Raw genomic sequence first — 16,939 nt, 5'->3', positions numbered from 1 at the left:
TTGTCTTCATCCGGCGGGTCCGGGCAGGAGGCCAAGGCCACTTTAGCTCAGTTGGCAGAGCGTCTCACTCGTAATGAGAAGGTCGACAGTTCGATTCTGTCAAGTGGCTCTTTCACCAGTTCCTTCGGACCGGTAAGGTATGTCGTACGCGCGAGTGGCGTAATGGTAGCCGCGCAGGATTTAGGTTCCTGTGTCTTCGGACGTGTGGGTTCGAGTCCCATCTCGCGCACAGGCTTTACAAGCAAGGTCCGCTCTCCTCCTGCGAACTTCATGAGGTGAGGGCAGACCTTGCGTTATTCCGTCAGAATCAGTATCGGCTCTCCTGTTTGTTCCTTAGACAGGCGACAAACCCGGCCAGTCCGAGCACCAGCATCAGCAGGATCTTGAGCGCGGAAAGCGGCCATCCTCCAGCGAAGGGCAGAGAGGAGATGATTGGCCGGGATTCCAGCGTGTAGGACTTCAGAGCTGACTCGTTTCCGCCCCGGAAGTTGCCGCTCGCGGAATCGGTGCTTTCAGCATCATCAGAAGGAACCTGAACGGTGAGCACCCCCTGCTTTATGCCTTCAGGCGGACTCGTCTGCCATGAGCCCTGGTCTCCCACGGTGACGTCCGTGCTGGTATTGTCTGGCCAGACTATATGGACCACGGTGCCTTTGGTCTCAGGAACCTTTTTGCTTCCGTTGACATATTTATATGCTTTGCCGGCTACCTGGGCGACATCGAACCGCGCCAAGGACAGGGTGGTAGGAGTGATATCGACCTTTCGGTTGATCAAAGCAGGATCTGAGGAGACATTCATCGGGTTGATCAGCACAACCCGGAAGGCGTACTTTTCCGTTTGGTCGTCACCGTTATAGCCATTGAATTTGTCAACAGGTATGTTCAGCGTCCAGGACCAGGTGGACGCTGCCGTCTTTACCACCTTCAATACAGAGCGTGATGCAGGATCCGTATATGTAGACGAGGCATTGATCGCTGCATTCCTCTGGAAGGTGCCGATTGGAGTGGTCACCAGGCTGGTCCAGTCTGAAGCTGCATTCTGCTTCATGGAGATGGCCATGCTGGAATCGGCCATTCCCAGTTTTCCTGAGGTCCAGGCTGTATTTATAGGTGACACCTCCCCTTTGAAGGAGACGACCGAGTTTGCCGGCAGATTCCCGTTTTTCGTATGAGGCACTGTGACAGAGAGATTGTCCCCAGGCGCCTTCTCATTGGAGACGAAATAGGCTGTTTTTATGTTCGAGAAGAACGAAGTCAGCCCGAACCCGGAGGCGGTTTCGGTCACCCAGGCGTGGTATCGCCTGTACCTGTTGTACTTGTTGCCTGGATCGGGCGACGGATATTGTGCATTGTCATCCTGTATCTGCCAGGATCCTCCCTGTTTGCTCGTGGAATCGGGCTTGCATTCAGTCTCTCCCAGTTTGAATCCCCAGGAGTCCGAGTTTTTCACCAAGTCCTCGCCGTTCTGGCCCTGCCCCTCCTTGAAAGCATTATTGGGATCCTCGCCGTAAAGCGTGACCTTATTTGGACGAGCGGTGTCATTGGAGGGAGTGCACTCACCACTGACTACAGGATTGAGCTTGCTGGTATAGACGCTTCCTGAGGGATCCCAAGGACTATTGACGCCATTCTCGACACTGGTGATAGTCGGATCACTGGGACGAGGCACATCAAACTTATAGAAGGCAGTGTCAATCGTCCACCCTGTGTCCAGATTCCTGACCTTTTGGGCATCATCCATATTGTCCGTTATGCCGGCAAGGCCCGCATTCATAGGGTTGTATACTTCAGGATTGACCGTGCAGTTGTTGCTGGTACCGGTGTCATTCATATTCCTGGTCACAGGCCAGGTAACCAGCTTGAAGTACCCGTCGAAGCCTTCTTGCTCCTTGATGCGCTTGAAATCGATTGATCCGTCTTTTGCTTGCGGGCCCGTGGGATTTGCCGCGTTCACGTTCAGCTCGTTTGCCGGACCTGTCGCCGGCTGCGCTATATTCGAGGACTGAACGCCGGAGTTATCGGGGTTGTTGGTTGCCACATTGTATTGAATGCCCCAGGAGGTTGTCATTCGGTTGTTCTGGCTGATTTGTTGTTTATTGCCTACCAGTACGGGCTTAGGGGTCAAGGAATCGACGGGCATCCACTGGCTGTTTTTAAGACCAACCCACTGGTAGTAGTAGGAATCGGTCTTGGAGCATGTATTGCTCCCGCCGCGGACATTGAACCAAAAGACGAAGAAGGATTTAGGCGGTGCCACCCCTGGACTATAGGGTTGGCTTTGATTGTTGCCCAGATCAACTGAAAGCCCATAATCAGTTACCAGGCCCCAATTGGCCTGATGACCGCTCCATAGCGGCGGATAATTGTCCCAGCCGACAAAGGAGGCAGGCCCGCTGCAGCGATTCGGATCGCTGGCGTAGCAATCGCCCATATACAGTTTTATGTTTTTCCCCTGATCTGCAGTGATATTGGAAACCGTATCGCCTAAACCGGTCAAGGATTCAGCATGAAAGTCAGTGCAATCATTGTCACCGTAAGCCCACTGGGAAGAGCCGCAGGTCAAGGTGTTCTGCGGACCAACAACCGCATAGAGGTTGAGCGGCTGAGGATATCCCCCCGTCTGATAATATTGCGGGTTGTCGTTTTTGTCCCCATACGACAAATCTCCCTCTATGGAGATTACCAAAAAGTCATAGAGACCAGAGTTGATCACCTTATGGACCGTAAAATACTCATCCTGGTTATAGGCCCATTTCACTGCACCGGCGCTAGGGTTGGCAATAGTGGTTGGATTATTGGGATCACTGCTGTCAGACGGTATGGTCTGCATATAGCGCAGTCGCCGATAGTGCGTTTTATTGGTCTCTCCCTCAAATTCGTAGAAGAAGGACAAAGTGCAGGATTGCGTTCCATAAGCAGAAGAATCGTCCCCATTTTGACATTGCGGATCGAAGGCACGGTGTTTCACACGCAGGACAAAGTCCATACGCAGCTCATCCTGATAGGAATCGATCTTGTCGTTATACGCCAGAAGTTTATAGAGAACAGGCTTTGCACTTGCCGTTTCGCCTTGCCCATCTGCGGCACTGGCCTGATTGGCCGACAAAGCGCTGAGCCCCAACGGAACAACCATAGCAAGCGTCGCCAGAAGGGTTGTCAGAGCAGCGATGATCGAGCGGCCCGCATGTACTGCGCCCCGACCTCTCCGTTCTTGCAATCGCCTCAATACGTTACCCCCCGAATCACAAGAAGACCATCATCAGGATCAGATGAACCGCATACTTGATTTGTCCAAAATGCAGGCCAACCAACTGCAGAGCTCAAGTATCAGATCTTGACTTATGATGTCTTCTTTTCCCTTTACATGATTCAAGAGTACCGAAACTGAAAGCATGATCGGGGATTCAGATGGGGGTGTTTCACAACTGGTGCTTCGCGGCCGTTTGCAGTTCTTCATCCGCCAGGCCTATGAGACTTTGATATGGTCTTTTCCCAGCACCCAGCTGATGAGAACTGGCATGATGGCCGCCAATGCCTTGCCCCTGTGCGATATGGCGTTCTTCTGGTCTGAGGTCATTTCCGCCGTGGTCAGCAGTTGCTGTTTGCCGCTGCCCTGCGGCTGATCCCTCGGTACGAAGATCGGGTCATAGCCGAACCCGTTTTCCCCTCGTGGCTGGCGGATGATGCTCCCGGGCATCTCGCCGATCCTGGTCATCTGACGCCCTCGGACGGCGTACCCTGGCACGTCCGGGACGACCAGAGCGGCAGCACAGACAAACCGCCCTCCCCTGTGGTCGTCAGGAATGTCTTGAAGCTGGTTCAGCAAGAGGTCCATGTTGGCCTGGTCGTCGCCGTGGCGGCCGCTCCATCTTGCCGAGAGGATCCCCGGAGCGGCGCCCATCACATCAACGACCAGCCCTGAGTCGTCCGCCAGCGCGGGCAGGCCTGATCCCCGGGCGGCCTGCTCCGCCTTGAGAAGAGCATTCTCCTGAAAGGTGGCGCCGGTCTCCACCGGATCGGGCAGGCCCAGCTGGCCGGCTGAAACCAGTTCAATCCTCCGCCCCTCATCAGCCAGGAGGTCGTCAAGTATGCGACGAAGCTCACGCAGTTTGCCCTCGTTATGCGTGGCCACAACCACTTTTCTGGTCTGCCCCATGCTGATCCTCCTCGCTGAAATGCCTGCCCCGGGCATCAGTCGGTTGCCAGAGCCTTGCGCTGAACAGCCTGGAGCTCCTTGTTCCCCTTGGAGGCCAGGTCCAGCAAAAGGCCCAGCTCCTGCCGACTGAACGGACGATGCTCCGCTGTTCCCTGTACCTCTATGAAGTCGCCGGCTCCCGTCATGGACACGTTCATATCGGTCATGGCTCGGCTGTCCTCCAGATAGGGGAGGTCGAGCATGGGCTTGCCATCGATGATGCCCACTGAGACAGCCGAAACACAATCCCTGATCACCTTGTCGGCGTTGCGGATGTGATGATGGTCCTGGGCCCATCTGAGGGCATCGACCATGGCCACATAAGCGCCGGTTACCGAGGCTGTACGGGTCCCGCCATCGGCCTGAAGCACGTCGCAGTCCAGCTGGATCTGATTCTCGCCCAAGGCCTTCATATCCACCACGCCGCGCAGGCAGCGACCTATCAGCCGGCTGATCTCCTGGGTGCGGCCGCCGACCTTTCCCCGGACGGACTCGCGCGCAGTTCGGTCGCTGGTGGCCCTGGGAAGCATGGCGTACTCGGCCGTGACCCAGCCCAGACCTGAGTCCTTGCGCCAACGGGGCAAGGTCGGCGTGAAAGAAGCCGTGCACATGACCCGAGTCTTGCCGCACTCGATCAGCACCGATCCCTCGGGGGCCTCCGTCCAGTGCCTGGTAATGACGACCGGTCGCAACTCATCAGCCGCCCTGCCGTCAGGTCGCAGCACGGCACCCTCCTGAAGCATGTCCTTGATAGCAACCATCAGCGATGATCCTTTCTCGTTCCATCCAGGCTTGCCTGGTCTGGCCCCTATTATTCCGCCAGCTGTCTACCTATCGATGGTCAGCGGTGTCTTGGCCGGCAGGATGCGATCGATCAGGAAGATGACCAGTGAGAGGGCAAAGAAGACCACTAGGTACTCAGCCATGTTGATCATCAACTGTGTCCATCCGAGGTGCCCGAGGTCCAGGAAGGCATAGGGGTACGGATCGCCGTCTGGCTGCGGTCCTGAATGAGGCCAGATGGCGGCGCGGATCAGCACGAAGGCCACGTAGAAGGGGAAATAGATCAGCCAGGTCAGCACGTTATGCCAGCGGAAGCGGCGATGGGGATCGAACAGAAGGAAGTCGACGGAAGCCATGATGGGACTGATGACGTGAATCATCAACGTAGTCCGGACGCCCAGGACCAGCTTGTAGTCCGTGCTGTTCAAACCCAGGACCAGAAGGGCCACCAGACCGGTGATGACGATGTAGAGCGTCAGGCAGCCTTTGAGCCAAGCGGGGGGCTGGATGCCCCTGAGCAGGGTGGCCGCACCAGCCCAGAGCATGACCAGGCCCAGGGCAATGTTGGTCTGGAAGGTAAAATAGACCCACTTGTTGCCGATCCCCAGCAGCCAGGCCTCGTAGGTGCCGCCCAGGCAGAAGAAGGCGATCAGCAATCGGTAGATGCCCACGACGAATCTCATGCGGACCAGCTTAGCCCGACCTTGAGAGGGCAGGGCAAGCCAAGCAGTCAGCAGAGGATTAGACTTGGGGCTAACCAAGGGCTTTTTCCACCTACAAAGGGGAAGATATGAACGCCGAAAACAATAGTGAGAACAGCGGAGCATCTACGGCTCTGATGACCGACATGTACGAATACACCATGCTGGATGCAGCCCTGCAGGACGGTACGGCCAGGCGCCGATCCGTCTTTGAAGTCTACACCCGACACCTGCCTGCGGGACGCCGCTATGGAGTGGTGGCAGGCACCGGACGCATTCTGGATGCACTGGCGAATTTCCACCCCAGCGAGGAGGAGCTTCGCTTCCTGTCCGACCGCCGCATCGTCAGTCCTACCACCATCGACTGGCTGGAGCACTTCCGCTTCACCGGGACCATCCGCGGCTACCGTGAGGGCGAGATATTCTTCCCCGACTCCCCTATTCTGCAGGTCGAAGGCGGCTTCGGCGAATGTACACTGCTGGAGACCCTGATCCTTTCCATACTCAACTACGATTCAGCCGTGGCCTCGGCCGCCTCTCGCATGGTCACCGCGGCCAAGGGCCGGCCCTGCATGGACATGGGCGCGCGCCGGGCCAACGAATACGCAGCCGTGGCTGCAGCCAGAGCGGCCATAGTAGGCGGATTCCAAGGGACATCAAACCTGCTGGCGGCCAAGCAATACGGCTTCAAGGCCATCGGAACCGCAGCCCACTCCTTCACCCTCCTGCATGACAGCGAGCGCGAGGCCTTCCAGGGGCAGATCCAGGCCCTTGGCAAGGGGACCACCCTGCTGACCGACACCTATTCCATCGAGGAGGCCGTCAGGACGGCCGTCGAGGTGGCGGGACCGGAGCTGGGCGGAGTGCGTATCGACTCCGGAGATCTAGGCTCGCTGGCCCAGCAGGTCCGTGCCCAGCTGGACTCCTTGGGAGCCACCAAGGCTACCATCACCGTCACCAACGACCTGGACGAGTACGCCATAGCCTCCCTGCAGGACGCCCCGGTGGACTCTTACGGAGTGGGCACCATGCTGGTCACCGGCTCGGGAGCCCCAACCTGTGCCATGGTCTACAAGCTGACCGAGCGCGAGAACTCCAACGGGAACATGGAGGCCGTAGCCAAGAAGTCGGCAGGCAAGGCCTCGGTGCCAGGACGCAAGCTGGCCTACCGTTCCTACCACAACGGGGTGGCCGATGCTGAGCATGTGATCTCGGGCGCCGAGAAGGCTCTGGCCGCCTATGCACCCGAGCAGGATTGGCGGGATCTGCTGGTCACCTACGTGGACCATGGTCAGAGCATGCCAGGTTACCAAGGGGGGCAGGCCGTCCTGGATGCCCGAGAGCACAGGGCCAAGGCCCTTGAGGAGCTGCCCATCAACGCCCTGAGCCTGATGAAGGGCGAACCGGTCCTGCCCACCCTGGTCAGGAGCATCTGATGAGCGCGCAATCCGAAACCTACCTGCCCGACCCGAACCGGTACGATTCCACAACCTACCGGCGCTGTGGCTGCAGCGGCCTGAAACTGCCGCCCATCTGCCTGGGCTGCTGGCACAACTTCGGCGACGCCACGCCACTGGAACGGATGCAGGAGCTGTGCACGACGGCCTTCGATCACGGCATCACCCACTTCGATCTGGCCGACAACTACGGCCCAGGACCGGGTGCTGCCGAGCGCAACATGGGGATCATTCTGCGGCGGTGCTTCAGCCACCACCGCCAGGAGCTGGTCATCTCCACCAAGGCCGGATATGAAATGTGGCCTGGTCCTTACGGGAACCTCGGCTCGCGCAAGCATCTCCTGTCCGGATTGGACCAAAGCCTGAAACGGCTGGGACTGGAATATGTGGACATCTTCTACCACCACCGCCCCGACCCGGATACGCCTCTGGAGGAGACCATGGGCGCCCTGGCCCAGGCGGTTACCAGCGGCAAGGCCCTCTACCTGGGACTGTCCAACTACGACGGGCCGACCATGAAACGGGCCTCGGCCATCCTGACCGAGATGCACGTTCCCTTCGTCATCAACCAAAACCGCTATTCCATCTTCGACAGAACCATTGAGGATAACGGTCTCAAAGAGGCCGCAATGAAGGAAAGAAAGGGGCTGATTACCTTCAGTCCGCTGGCCCAGGGGCTGCTGACCGACCGCTATTTGCATGGGATACCCGAGGACAGCCGAATTCGGGCCGACGGTCGTTTCCTCAAGGAGTCTGCGCTGACTCCTCAGCGGTTGAGGCAGATTCAGGCTCTGAACGACCTGGCATGCCAACGCGGCCAAAGTCTGGCTGAGATGGCCCTGGCCTGGCTGCTCAGGGACCCGGCTGTCACTTCAGTGCTCATCGGCGCCTCCAAGCCCCAGCAGATCATCGACAACCTCAAGGCCGTCCAGTCGGCCGATTTCAGCCAGGAGGAGCTGAAAACGATCGACAGGATCGCCGTGGACCGCCAGTCCTGAAGCAGACTGGACAGCTCAGTGGCTGCCGCCGGTCATCTGTTCGTAGATGCGCTTGCAGTCCGGGCAGACCGGGTACTGGGATGGGTCGTGCTTGGGCACCCAGACCTTGCCGCAGAGGGCCACAACGGGTCGACCGGTCAGTTTGGACTCGGCGATGCGCTCACGGGAGACGTAGTGGGCGAACCTATCGGCATCGCCCTGGTCATCCAGACGGGTCTTCTCGGCGGTCTCCGTGTCCGGACGGTCCAGAACGGCTGTGCCAGTGCTCTGGTCAGGGTTCTGCTCCCGCTCTGGATCCTCCATGCGATTGCTTTTGCTTCCAGTCATGACATCCATGGTACGGCGGCAACCTCCACGTTCGCTCCCTATGACGCGCTACGCTGAGAAGCATGACTATCGCTGTATGCCCTGGCTCATACGATCCGGTTACCTCCGGCCACATGGATGTGATTGAACGCTGCGCCTGTTTCTTTGAGACGGTTCACGTAGTTGTGGCCGTGAACGCCGCTAAGACCCCTATGTTCAGCGAGCAGGAGCGGGTGGCTATGATCCGCCATGCCCTGGACCAGGACGGATACCCGAACATCACCGTAACCTCGACCGACGGCTTGATCACCGACTACTGCCGTCAGGTTGGAGCCTCGGTGATCGTCAAGGGACTGCGGCAGAACGGGGACTATGAGGCCGAGCTGGGCATGGCCCTGGTCAATCGCAAGCTGTCCGGGGTGGAAACGCTCTTCCTGCCGGCCGACCCGATGCGGGAGCATATCTCCAGCACCATCGTCAAGGACGTGGCCAGGCACGGAGGAGACATCGCCGGCATGGTCCCCAACAGCGTCGTGGACGCGCTGACCAGCACATTGCACAAGGACATACTGCACACGGAAAAGAGCCAATAATGAACGAGCAGGCCCAGGAAAAGGACGATGACGAGCCTATCGATGACTCGACCAGAGCGGGCGGCCCCAGGCGCACAGTCGACATGAAGGACTTGCCCGATCTGCAGGAGGATCGGAGCGACAGCAGGAATCCCCGATCGGAATTCACCACCGTCTATGACATCATCGACAAGATCCAGGCCATGCTGGATGAGGCCAAGGCCCCCATTTTCAGTCCGGAGCTGGTCAAGGTGGATCGAGACGAGCTGACCGATGACCTCAACGAACTCAAGAAAATGCTGCCAGTGCAGCTGGAGCGGGCCTCGGCGCTCATGAGGGAGGCTGAGCGTCGGCTAAACACGGCGCAGACTCAAGCCAACGCCACCGTATCCGACGCCCAGAGTCGGGCTGCAGACATCGTCAAAGAGGCCGGCGAGCAGGCCCGCTTCCTAGCCGGTCAGGAGAACGTAGTGGCCATAGCTCGGCAGAAAGCCCAGACCATCATCGACACGGCCCAGGCTCAGGCAGACCGTCTGGTCCAGGGGGCCAACGGATATGCAGACCAAGTCATGGGCGAGCTTGACACTCAGCTGAACAAGATGAGCCAAGATGTGCGTGCCGGCCTGGAGGTTCTCCACCAGCGTGAGCAGGAAGCGGCGCGTAGCATGAACGCGTCAGCCTCTGACGAGGGAAAGGAGACACGGGAATGAGCAGACCGGAGGATTCCCCCTGGGCAGTTTCAGTGGCCCAGGTGTCGACGCGAGCAGGACAAAGCACCCGGGTAGATCGTGATTTTCCAGCCCCGGAGGGCATCGGCGACCAGGTGGTGGGCATCCCTGCAGGAACACCCGTGCATGTAGCTGGCAACATCGACTCCTTGGTGGATGGACTCTTGCTGCAGGCCCACATCAGCGCGCCCCTGAAGACGGAATGCACCCGCTGCCTGAGACCCGTAAATACCAGCATTCAGGACGATCCGGTGGTCTTCTTCCCCTACAAGGAACCCGAACCGGAGCCAACCCATGGCAAGGAGGAGATCCTGGCCGATCAGGAGGAGGCCAGCGGTCAGACCTACCCGCTAGCCACGGGGGGTGCCTTCATGGATCTGGAGGCCCTGCTGCGCGACACCCTGGTGGAGGCCCTCCCCCTGCAGCCCTTGTGCCGACCAGACTGCCGAGGCCTGTGCCCCCAGTGCGGCATGGATCTTAATGACCATCCTGACCATCGCCACGAGATGCTGGATGACCGCTGGGCGGCCCTGGAGGGGCTGAAACAGCGTCTGGAGCAGGAGGAGAACCCCGGCAGCAACGGCCAGACTGGCGAATGACCGGAGGTTGCGGTAGACTGCTCTACGCTTAAGCTCGAAGTATTCGATCGAAACAGAGGACAATATGGCACTGCCAAAGTACAAGACCTCGCGCGCCAACACCCATTCCCGGCGCGCCAACTGGAAGACCCAGGCCGCCGCTACGGTGACCTGCCCCAACTGCGGAGCTCCTGCGCTGCCGCATATGGCGTGCCCCAGCTGCGGCACGTATCGTGGGCGCGTCTACCGTGACGCAATTCGTTCGCAGTTCAGCAAGTAAGCCAATCGGCGATCAGCACGCAATGAGGGAACCCCGGCCATCGACGGGTGGCAGGGGTTTTTCCATATCATCAGGCGGAAAGGCCGAGAAAGCGAGAAGGGCCATGCAGACAGGGCACTCCAGGAAGGACTATGACAAACATATGCAGCAGGACGAACAGGGGCAGCTGGACCCCGGCAACCAGGCGGCCGAGGAGCTCTTCCAGGCCCTGGGCGGCAGGATCAGCCCGGAGCTGCTGGTGCATGCCCTGACCCATCGCTCCTTCGCCCATGAACACCCGGGAATGCCCAATAATGAGCGGCTGGAGTTCCTGGGCGATGCTGTTCTGGAACTGGTGGCCACCGAGACCCTATACAAGGTTCATCCCGACATGACCGAGGGCCAGCTGGCCAAGATGCGGGCCAAGGCGGTCTCCGAGGAGGCCCTGTCGGCTATCGCGCGGGAGAAGCTGCACCTGGGTCAGTATATTCTTCTGGGCCGGGGAGAGAGCGAAAACGGCGGGGCCGACAAGGACTCCATACTTTGCGACACCGTCGAATCCCTGATCGGCTCAGTCTTTCTGGAACACGGCATCGAGGGAGCCCGGGCCACCGTCCATACCCTTCTTGACGACACCCTGGCCGAGGTAGCCACCGAGGGGCCGGCACTCGATTGGAAAACCTCGATCACGGTCAAGGCCCACCAGCTGGACTTAGGCGAACCCCGGTACACCATGGCGGTCTCCGGGCCGGAATACGCCCAGGTCTTCACCGCAGAGCTGCGACTGCAGGACGGCGGGACCGTGATTGGCAAGGGCCGAGCCAGCAGCAAGCGAAAAGCCCAACTGGCTGCTGCAGCCCAGGGGTGGAAGCAACTGGACGACCAGGAACTGCTTGCGACCCTGCACGCCGAGCAAACCTCCTGAGGCCCTGGCTGGAATTCCGGCATACGGTACTGCGGCAGCACTCCGACCAGACCCTTGTTTAGACTATGGGCATAACCGGGGGCCTGCCGTCACGAACGGTTCAGGTGCCTCCTCCTGATCGGGATTCGTCCGCCTACCTCGCCGACGCTCCCACAGGTTCGTATTTCGACATGCACGGCCGCAGGTCGGCGCGCAGTCTGGAGGTCGAGAGGAAACATGAGTCTGCCGACACCTCTGCAAGCGTTCAGCTCGGTACCCAAGAACTGGAACCATGACGACAAGGATGTCCCTGCCCAGGGCGAATCCATGACGGGAGCCCAGGCACTGATTCGGTCCCTGGAGGATCTTGGGGTCACCCAGGTCTTCGGGGTTCCGGGAGGGGCCATTCTGCCCACCTACGACGCCATCGACGACCAGGTGCGCTTCAACTTCACATTAGTCCGCCACGAGCAGGCCGCTGGCCACGCAGCCGAGGGCTACGCCGTCTCCACGGGCAAGGTCGGAGTCTGCCTGGTGACCTCAGGACCCGGAGCGACCAACATGGTCACCCCCATAGCCGATGCCATGATGGACTCGGTCCCCCTGGTAGTGGTGACCGGACAGGTGGGCGTGGACTCCATCGGCACCGACGCCTTCCAGGAGGCCGACATCGTGGGCATCACCTATCCGGTGGCCAAACACTCCTATCTGGTGACCAAGGCCCAGGACATCCCCCGGGTCATGACCGAGGCCTACCACATCGCCAGCTCGGGAAGACCCGGCCCGGTGGTGGTGGACCTGAGCAAGACAGCCCAGAACGGCAAAATGCTCTACTCCTGGCCGCAGGAGATGATCCTGCCCGGCTACAACCCGGTGACGCGGGCACACGGGCACGTCCTGGACGATGCCGCCCGGCTCCTGGTCCAGTCGCACAGGCCCGTCCTCTATGTGGGCGGCGGCGCAGTCCGGTCAGACGCCCGTCGGCAGGTCCAGGAACTAGTTCGAGCTACTGGTGCCCCCATGGTCACCACGCTGCCGGCACGAGGCATCGTGCCTGACTCCGATCCAGCTGTTCTCGGAATGCCCGGCATGCACGGCACGGTAGCCGCCAACGGAGCCATCCAGCACTCCGACCTGCTGGTGGCCGTGGGCGCGCGTTTCGACGACAGAGTGACCGGCAGCCTGGAGGACTTCGCCCCGGTGGCCCGAGTCATCCACATCGACATCGATCCGGCTGAGATCGGCAAGAACCGACAGGCGGACGTGCCCATCGTCGGTGACGTGGGCCAGGTGCTGGACGATCTGATCCCAGCGCTCAAGGCAGCCCAGCGCACCTTGGGCAAGCCCGACCTCAAGCCCTGGTGGCGGCTGATCGACGGCTGGCGGCACGACTACCCCACCACCTTCGAGCCCAGCCCGGACGGCACCCTGGCCCCCCAGTGGGTGGTCCAGACCCTGAGCAACAAGGCCGATCCCAACACGATCTGGGTATCCGGCGTAGGTCAGCACCAGATGTGGGCCAGTCAGTTCATCGACTTCGAACGCACCCGCTCCTGGGTCTCCTCCTGCGGGCTAGGGACCATGGGCTACGGTCTTCCCGCCGCCATCGGCACGGCCATCGGCACCAGAGAACAGGAGGATCCGAGGTCCGTCTGGCTGATCGACGGGGACGGCTCCTTCCAGATGACCTCCGAGGAACTGGCCACGGCCAGACAGGCGGGACTGCCTATCCGCATCGCCATACTCAACAACTCGGTCTACGGCATGGTCCGCCAGTGGCAAACTCTCTTCTATGGCAGCCACTACTCCCAGACCAGCCTGGAGGACGGCGGCGCAAAGCCCACAGACGGCAACGGCGTCCCCGACTTCGTCAAGCTTGCCGAGGCCTATGGCTGCATAGGACTGCGAGCCTTTACACAGGAGCAGGCCCTGGAGGCCATCGACCAGGCCAACGCAGTGACCGACCGACCAGTCCTGATCGATTTCCGCGTCTGGAAGGACGCCATGGTCTGGCCCATGGTCCCTGCTGGCGCATCCAACGACACCATCATCTACAAGCCAGGCGTGCAACCCCTGGCGGGCATCCGTCCGGAGCAGGAACAGCCGGAGCCGCATGAGCAGACCGGAGCCGACCGGGCAGCCATGGCCAACGACGCCGCCGGTCGCATGAACAAGTAGAAAAGGGGCAGCACATGGCCAATTATCCAGCATCCAAGCCCGGCTCCGAAAGGCACACCCTTTCCGTTCTGGTTGAGAACCGCCCCGGCGTTCTGGCCAGGGTGGCCGGTCTGTTCGCTCGACGCGCCTTCAACATCAACTCTCTATCCGTCTCATCCACCGAACGGGACGACATCTCCAGAATCACGGTCACGGCAGACGTGGAGGCCGTGCCCCTGGAGCAGATCATCAAGCAGCTCAACAAGCTTCTGCATGTGCTCAAGATCGTCGAGCTCAAGGGCGACGAGGCCGTGGAACGCGAGCTGGTCATGATCAAGGTCAAGGCCAATGAACACAACCGGTCCGATGTACTGGAGATCGTCAAGCTCTTCCGCGTGCGCGTAGTCGACGTACACCCCGAGTCCCTGACGATCGAGGCCACCGGGGCCGAGGGCAAGCTGGAAGCCCTTCTGAGACTGCTGCATCCCTTTGGAATCATCGAACTAGTCCGTTCGGGCGCCGTGGCTGTCACGCGGGGTCCCCGGGCCCTGAGCGAGAAGGTGCTAGGCTCCCAGATCACTGGCCGCTGACGAATTTTTAAATCATGGAAAGCGGTACGCATGACTGACGATGTGACGGCGGGAATGAGCCGAACAGGCAGGGTCGAATGGGAGCGGATGGTATCCGGCCAGGTCTATCAGGACACCCATCCCGACATCGATCGCCAAAGGGAACGGGCTGAAAACCTCTTTCTGGCATATAACAGTACGGGCCCTGGGCAGAAGCAGGAACGCCGACGGATCCTGGAAGACCTGCTCGGTCAGATGGGGCAGGACGTCGTCATCAATCCGGACTTCAGATGCGAGGTGGGCTGCAACATACGGATCGGCAGCCAGACGCTCATCAACTACGGTGCTGTCATGTTGGACAACGCTCCGATCACCATAGGCAGGAACGTGTGGATAGGCCCCAGCGCAGGACTCTTCTGCACCAACCATGCTCTGGACTATGAGGAGCGAAAGGCTGGAGCCTGCCAGGCCCGACCCATCGAGATATGCCAGGGTGCCTGGCTGGGCGGACACGTAGTCGTCCTGGGAGGAGTGCGGATTGGCCTTGGAGCCGTCATCGGAGCAGGGTCTGTCGTGACCCATGACATACCGGATCAGGTAGTCGCGGTCGGCAACCCTTGCACTATCCTGCGGCCTATCACCGGTGCGGACAGAACCGGTTATCTGGACAGAATTCGTCAGCGGGACCAGGAGACCGGCCAAGACCAATAAGCATCTGAAAAGCCCGCAGCTCATTCCATCCAAGGCTGGCGGTAAATTGAGGAATCATGCCCATCTATGATCTCGGTCTGGAACACGTCGCTCTATCCTTCGCCACCAAAACCATCTTTACGGATGTGACGCAGGGCATCTTCGAGGGTGATCGGATCGGCATCGTGGGTCGAAACGGCGACGGCAAGTCCACCCTGCTGCACCTGCTGAAAGGCACCCAGGAACCCGATCAGGGCCGGGTGACCATGCGCAATGGACTCACCTTCGGCATGCTGGACCAGCGTGATCCTTTGCATGACGAGGACACGGTCCGCAAGGCAGCCTTGGAGAATCGTCAAGACTACGAATGGGCTGCCGACCCCAGATCCCGCGAAATCGTCGAGTCCCTTCTGGGCGGCATGGAGCTGGAGGCCAAGGTGGGCACCCTGTCAGGCGGTCAGCGCCGCAGAGTGGACCTGGCACGGCTGCTGCTTCAGGATTGGGACATCCTGGCCCTGGATGAGCCGACCAATCATCTCGACCTGCTCACCATCCACTGGCTGGCCGAGCATCTGAAGAACCGCTGGGCCAAGAATTCCGGAGCCCTCCTGCTGGTCACCCACGACCGCTGGTTCCTGGACGAGGTCTGCACCTCCATGTGGGAGGTGCATGATGGAACCATCGACCCCTTCGAGGGCGGCTACAGCGCTTACATGCTCCAACGTGTGGAGCGCGAGCGCCAAGCGGATCTGGCTGAGACCAAGCGCCGCAACCTGGCCCGCAAGGAACTGGCTTGGCTGACCCGAGGAGCACGTGCCCGCTCGACCAAGCAGAAATTCCATGTCAAGGCCGCGCAGGAGCTGATCGCCGACGTGCCGCCCATGCGCAACAGCCTGGAACTCAAGCGGATGGCCACATCACGCCTGGGCAAGCAGGTGGTGGACCTGGTCGACGTGACCAAGATCTACCCAAGGTCCGACTCTGACGCCAGTGGCAGCAAGGACGACCGGGTCCCCTCCCCTCATGCCGAGCGCCCTCTGATGGGCTCGGTGACCGTGGCCGCCGATCCTGGCAGGGAAGATGGGGACAGCCAGGACCGCCCAGGCACTGCGGCAGCCGACACCCTCACCATCAGCGGACACAAGGTCCTGGACGACGTGACCTGGCTGATCGGCCCTGGCGACCGATTCGGCATCGTAGGCGCCAACGGAGCGGGCAAGTCCACCCTGCTGGGTCTGATCGACGGCAGCGTGGCTCCCACGGCAGGATACGTCAAGGTGGGCAAGACCGTCCGCTTCGCGGTGCTGACCCAGCGTCTGGATGAGCTGGAGAAACTCGGCCGCTATCGGATCAAGGAGGTCCTCAGCCGCTACAAGCCCACCTATCTGGTGGAAGGCAAAGAGGTGTCACCGGGTCAGCTGATGGAGCGTCTGGGCTTCGAAAGCTCCCAGCTGATGACCAGGATCAGCGACCTGTCTGGCGGACAAAAGCGCCGCATGCAGCTCCTGCTCATCCTGCTGGACGAGCCCAACGTACTGATCATGGACGAGCCAGGCAACGATCTGGATACCGACATGCTGGCCGTCATGGAGGACATGCTGGACTCATGGCCAGGCACCTTGATCGTGGTCTCCCATGATCGATACCTGCTGGAGCGGGTGACCGACCAGCAGTTCGCGCTGGTCAACGGCAAGGTGGTTCATCTGCCGGGCGGCGTCCAAGACTACCTGGATATGGTCGAATCGGCTGATCGGGAGGATGCGGATGCGCCGGGCCGTGCATCAGCCAAAGAGGCCGGGGATTCCAATCAGGCCAAGGCTGAACGTGTTGCCAAACGAAATCTGAGCAAGCAGGCCTCTGCCATCGAACGCAAGCTGGCTAAGCTGGCCGATCAGCGCAAGGATCTCGAACGGCAGATGGCCGAGCACGACCCGGGCGACTACCAGGGTCTTAACGAGCTCAACAGCAAGCTCAAGGATCTGACCGGGCAGTCGGACCAGCTTGAGGAGAAGTGGCTGACCATCGGGGAGGAGCTGGAATAA

General features: G+C 60.3%; 16 protein-coding genes and 2 tRNA genes. 13 read left to right on the top strand and 5 right to left on the bottom strand.

Annotated elements, in window-relative coordinates:
• The first annotated feature begins 36 nt into the window (after positions 1-36).
• Positions 37-109, top strand: a tRNA-Thr gene (locus DKK75_RS01495).
• Between the two features lie 39 nt (positions 110-148).
• Positions 149-229, top strand: a tRNA-Leu gene (locus tag DKK75_RS01490).
• 78 nt (positions 230-307) lie between these two features.
• Here the strand turns inward: DKK75_RS01490 and DKK75_RS01485 are convergent.
• From DKK75_RS01485 to DKK75_RS01470, 4 genes are all read right to left on the bottom strand, one after another.
• Positions 308-2,830 carry a hypothetical protein gene (locus DKK75_RS01485; RefSeq protein WP_258333105.1) on the bottom strand — a complete coding sequence of 841 codons (2,523 nt, stop codon included), beginning with the start codon at positions 2,828-2,830 and terminating at the stop codon, positions 308-310.
• Between the two features lie 636 nt (positions 2,831-3,466).
• On the bottom strand, positions 3,467-4,156 hold the full coding sequence (gene rdgB, locus DKK75_RS01480; RefSeq protein WP_110451685.1) for an RdgB/HAM1 family non-canonical purine NTP pyrophosphatase: 690 nt from the start codon (positions 4,154-4,156) through the stop codon (positions 3,467-3,469).
• Between the two features lie 35 nt (positions 4,157-4,191).
• A complete protein-coding gene (gene rph / locus DKK75_RS01475) occupies positions 4,192-4,956 on the bottom strand; it encodes a ribonuclease PH (RefSeq protein WP_110451684.1) in 765 nt (254 codons plus the stop codon).
• 66 nt (positions 4,957-5,022) lie between these two features.
• Positions 5,023-5,661, bottom strand: a complete 639-nt coding sequence (locus DKK75_RS01470) for a Pr6Pr family membrane protein (RefSeq protein ID WP_181414391.1) — start codon at positions 5,659-5,661, stop codon at positions 5,023-5,025.
• Positions 5,662-5,768: 107 nt separating this feature from the next.
• Here DKK75_RS01470 and DKK75_RS01465 point away from each other — a divergent pair, with 107 nt between their 5' ends.
• Both DKK75_RS01465 and DKK75_RS01460 read left to right on the top strand, forming a co-directional pair.
• Complete coding sequence (locus DKK75_RS01465; protein WP_110451682.1) at positions 5,769-7,115, top strand: nicotinate phosphoribosyltransferase; 1,347 nt, start codon at positions 5,769-5,771, stop codon at positions 7,113-7,115.
• A complete protein-coding gene (locus DKK75_RS01460) occupies positions 7,115-8,134 on the top strand; it encodes an aldo/keto reductase (RefSeq protein ID WP_110451681.1) in 1,020 nt (339 codons plus the stop codon). The genes DKK75_RS01465 and DKK75_RS01460 overlap by 1 nt, the downstream gene beginning before the upstream one ends.
• A 15-nt stretch (positions 8,135-8,149) precedes the next feature.
• On the opposite strand, the gene DKK75_RS01455 is transcribed toward DKK75_RS01460, so the two are convergent.
• Positions 8,150-8,461 carry a DUF3039 domain-containing protein gene (locus tag DKK75_RS01455; RefSeq protein WP_110451787.1) on the bottom strand — a complete coding sequence of 104 codons (312 nt, stop codon included), beginning with the start codon at positions 8,459-8,461 and terminating at the stop codon, positions 8,150-8,152.
• A 62-nt stretch (positions 8,462-8,523) separates the two neighbouring features.
• On the opposite strand from DKK75_RS01455, the gene coaD reads away from it, so the two are divergent.
• The 9 genes from coaD to DKK75_RS01410 all read left to right on the top strand — a co-directional run bounded on the left by coaD (position 8,524) and on the right by DKK75_RS01410 (position 16,939).
• On the top strand, positions 8,524-9,033 hold the full coding sequence (coaD, locus tag DKK75_RS01450) for a pantetheine-phosphate adenylyltransferase (protein ID WP_110451680.1): 510 nt from the start codon (positions 8,524-8,526) through the stop codon (positions 9,031-9,033).
• Positions 9,033-9,722 carry a cell division protein gene (locus DKK75_RS01445; protein ID WP_258333104.1) on the top strand — a complete coding sequence of 230 codons (690 nt, stop codon included), beginning with the start codon at positions 9,033-9,035 and terminating at the stop codon, positions 9,720-9,722. Before coaD ends, DKK75_RS01445 begins: the two co-directional genes overlap by 1 nt.
• Positions 9,719-10,339: a YceD family protein gene (locus DKK75_RS01440; protein ID WP_110451678.1), complete on the top strand. Its 621-nt coding sequence runs from the start codon at positions 9,719-9,721 to the stop codon at positions 10,337-10,339. The genes DKK75_RS01445 and DKK75_RS01440 overlap by 4 nt, the downstream gene beginning before the upstream one ends.
• A 64-nt stretch (positions 10,340-10,403) precedes the next feature.
• On the top strand, positions 10,404-10,598 hold the full coding sequence (gene rpmF, locus DKK75_RS01435) for a 50S ribosomal protein L32 (protein ID WP_110451677.1): 195 nt from the start codon (positions 10,404-10,406) through the stop codon (positions 10,596-10,598).
• Positions 10,599-10,740: 142 nt separating this feature from the next.
• Positions 10,741-11,502 (top strand): ribonuclease III, encoded by a 762-nt coding sequence (gene rnc / locus DKK75_RS01430; RefSeq protein WP_110451786.1) that lies wholly within the window; start codon positions 10,741-10,743, stop codon positions 11,500-11,502.
• A gap of 216 nt (positions 11,503-11,718) precedes the next feature.
• Positions 11,719-13,659 carry an acetolactate synthase large subunit gene (locus DKK75_RS01425; protein ID WP_110451676.1) on the top strand — a complete coding sequence of 647 codons (1,941 nt, stop codon included), beginning with the start codon at positions 11,719-11,721 and terminating at the stop codon, positions 13,657-13,659.
• A 14-nt stretch (positions 13,660-13,673) separates the two neighbouring features.
• Positions 13,674-14,228 (top strand): acetolactate synthase small subunit, encoded by a 555-nt coding sequence (gene ilvN / locus DKK75_RS01420; RefSeq protein ID WP_110451675.1) that lies wholly within the window; start codon positions 13,674-13,676, stop codon positions 14,226-14,228.
• A 30-nt stretch (positions 14,229-14,258) separates the two neighbouring features.
• Positions 14,259-14,918, top strand: a complete 660-nt coding sequence (locus DKK75_RS01415) for a sugar O-acetyltransferase (protein ID WP_110451674.1) — start codon at positions 14,259-14,261, stop codon at positions 14,916-14,918.
• Between the two features lie 56 nt (positions 14,919-14,974).
• A complete protein-coding gene (locus DKK75_RS01410; RefSeq protein ID WP_110451673.1) occupies positions 14,975-16,939 on the top strand; it encodes an ATP-binding cassette domain-containing protein in 1,965 nt (654 codons plus the stop codon).

The sequence above is a fragment of the Bifidobacterium asteroides genome, assembly GCF_003202695.1.
GTDB lineage: Bacteria > Actinomycetota > Actinomycetes > Actinomycetales > Bifidobacteriaceae > Bombiscardovia > Bombiscardovia asteroides_G.
Note: the sequence above shows the minus strand (reverse complement) of the source record. Positions and strands in the feature narration are given on the sequence as shown.

Excerpts from the sequence above, each read along its gene's own strand:
- DKK75_RS01485 (WP_258333105.1), bottom strand. The coding sequence starts at position 2,830 with ATGCAGACCATACCGTCTGACAGCAGTGATCCCAATAATCCAACCACT.
- rdgB (WP_110451685.1), bottom strand. The coding sequence starts at position 4,156 with ATGGGGCAGACCAGAAAAGTGGTTGTGGCCACGCATAACGAGGGCAAA.
- rph (WP_110451684.1), bottom strand. The coding sequence starts at position 4,956 with ATGGTTGCTATCAAGGACATGCTTCAGGAGGGTGCCGTGCTGCGACCT.
- DKK75_RS01470 (WP_181414391.1), bottom strand. The coding sequence starts at position 5,661 with ATGAGATTCGTCGTGGGCATCTACCGATTGCTGATCGCCTTCTTCTGC.
- DKK75_RS01465 (WP_110451682.1), top strand. The coding sequence starts at position 5,769 with ATGAACGCCGAAAACAATAGTGAGAACAGCGGAGCATCTACGGCTCTG.
- DKK75_RS01460 (WP_110451681.1), top strand. The coding sequence starts at position 7,115 with ATGAGCGCGCAATCCGAAACCTACCTGCCCGACCCGAACCGGTACGAT.
- DKK75_RS01455 (WP_110451787.1), bottom strand. The coding sequence starts at position 8,461 with ATGACTGGAAGCAAAAGCAATCGCATGGAGGATCCAGAGCGGGAGCAG.
- coaD (WP_110451680.1), top strand. The coding sequence starts at position 8,524 with ATGACTATCGCTGTATGCCCTGGCTCATACGATCCGGTTACCTCCGGC.
- DKK75_RS01445 (WP_258333104.1), top strand. The coding sequence starts at position 9,033 with ATGAACGAGCAGGCCCAGGAAAAGGACGATGACGAGCCTATCGATGAC.
- DKK75_RS01440 (WP_110451678.1), top strand. The coding sequence starts at position 9,719 with ATGAGCAGACCGGAGGATTCCCCCTGGGCAGTTTCAGTGGCCCAGGTG.
- rpmF (WP_110451677.1), top strand. The coding sequence starts at position 10,404 with ATGGCACTGCCAAAGTACAAGACCTCGCGCGCCAACACCCATTCCCGG.
- rnc (WP_110451786.1), top strand. The coding sequence starts at position 10,741 with ATGCAGCAGGACGAACAGGGGCAGCTGGACCCCGGCAACCAGGCGGCC.
- DKK75_RS01425 (WP_110451676.1), top strand. The coding sequence starts at position 11,719 with ATGAGTCTGCCGACACCTCTGCAAGCGTTCAGCTCGGTACCCAAGAAC.
- ilvN (WP_110451675.1), top strand. The coding sequence starts at position 13,674 with ATGGCCAATTATCCAGCATCCAAGCCCGGCTCCGAAAGGCACACCCTT.
- DKK75_RS01415 (WP_110451674.1), top strand. The coding sequence starts at position 14,259 with ATGACTGACGATGTGACGGCGGGAATGAGCCGAACAGGCAGGGTCGAA.
- DKK75_RS01410 (WP_110451673.1), top strand. The coding sequence starts at position 14,975 with ATGCCCATCTATGATCTCGGTCTGGAACACGTCGCTCTATCCTTCGCC.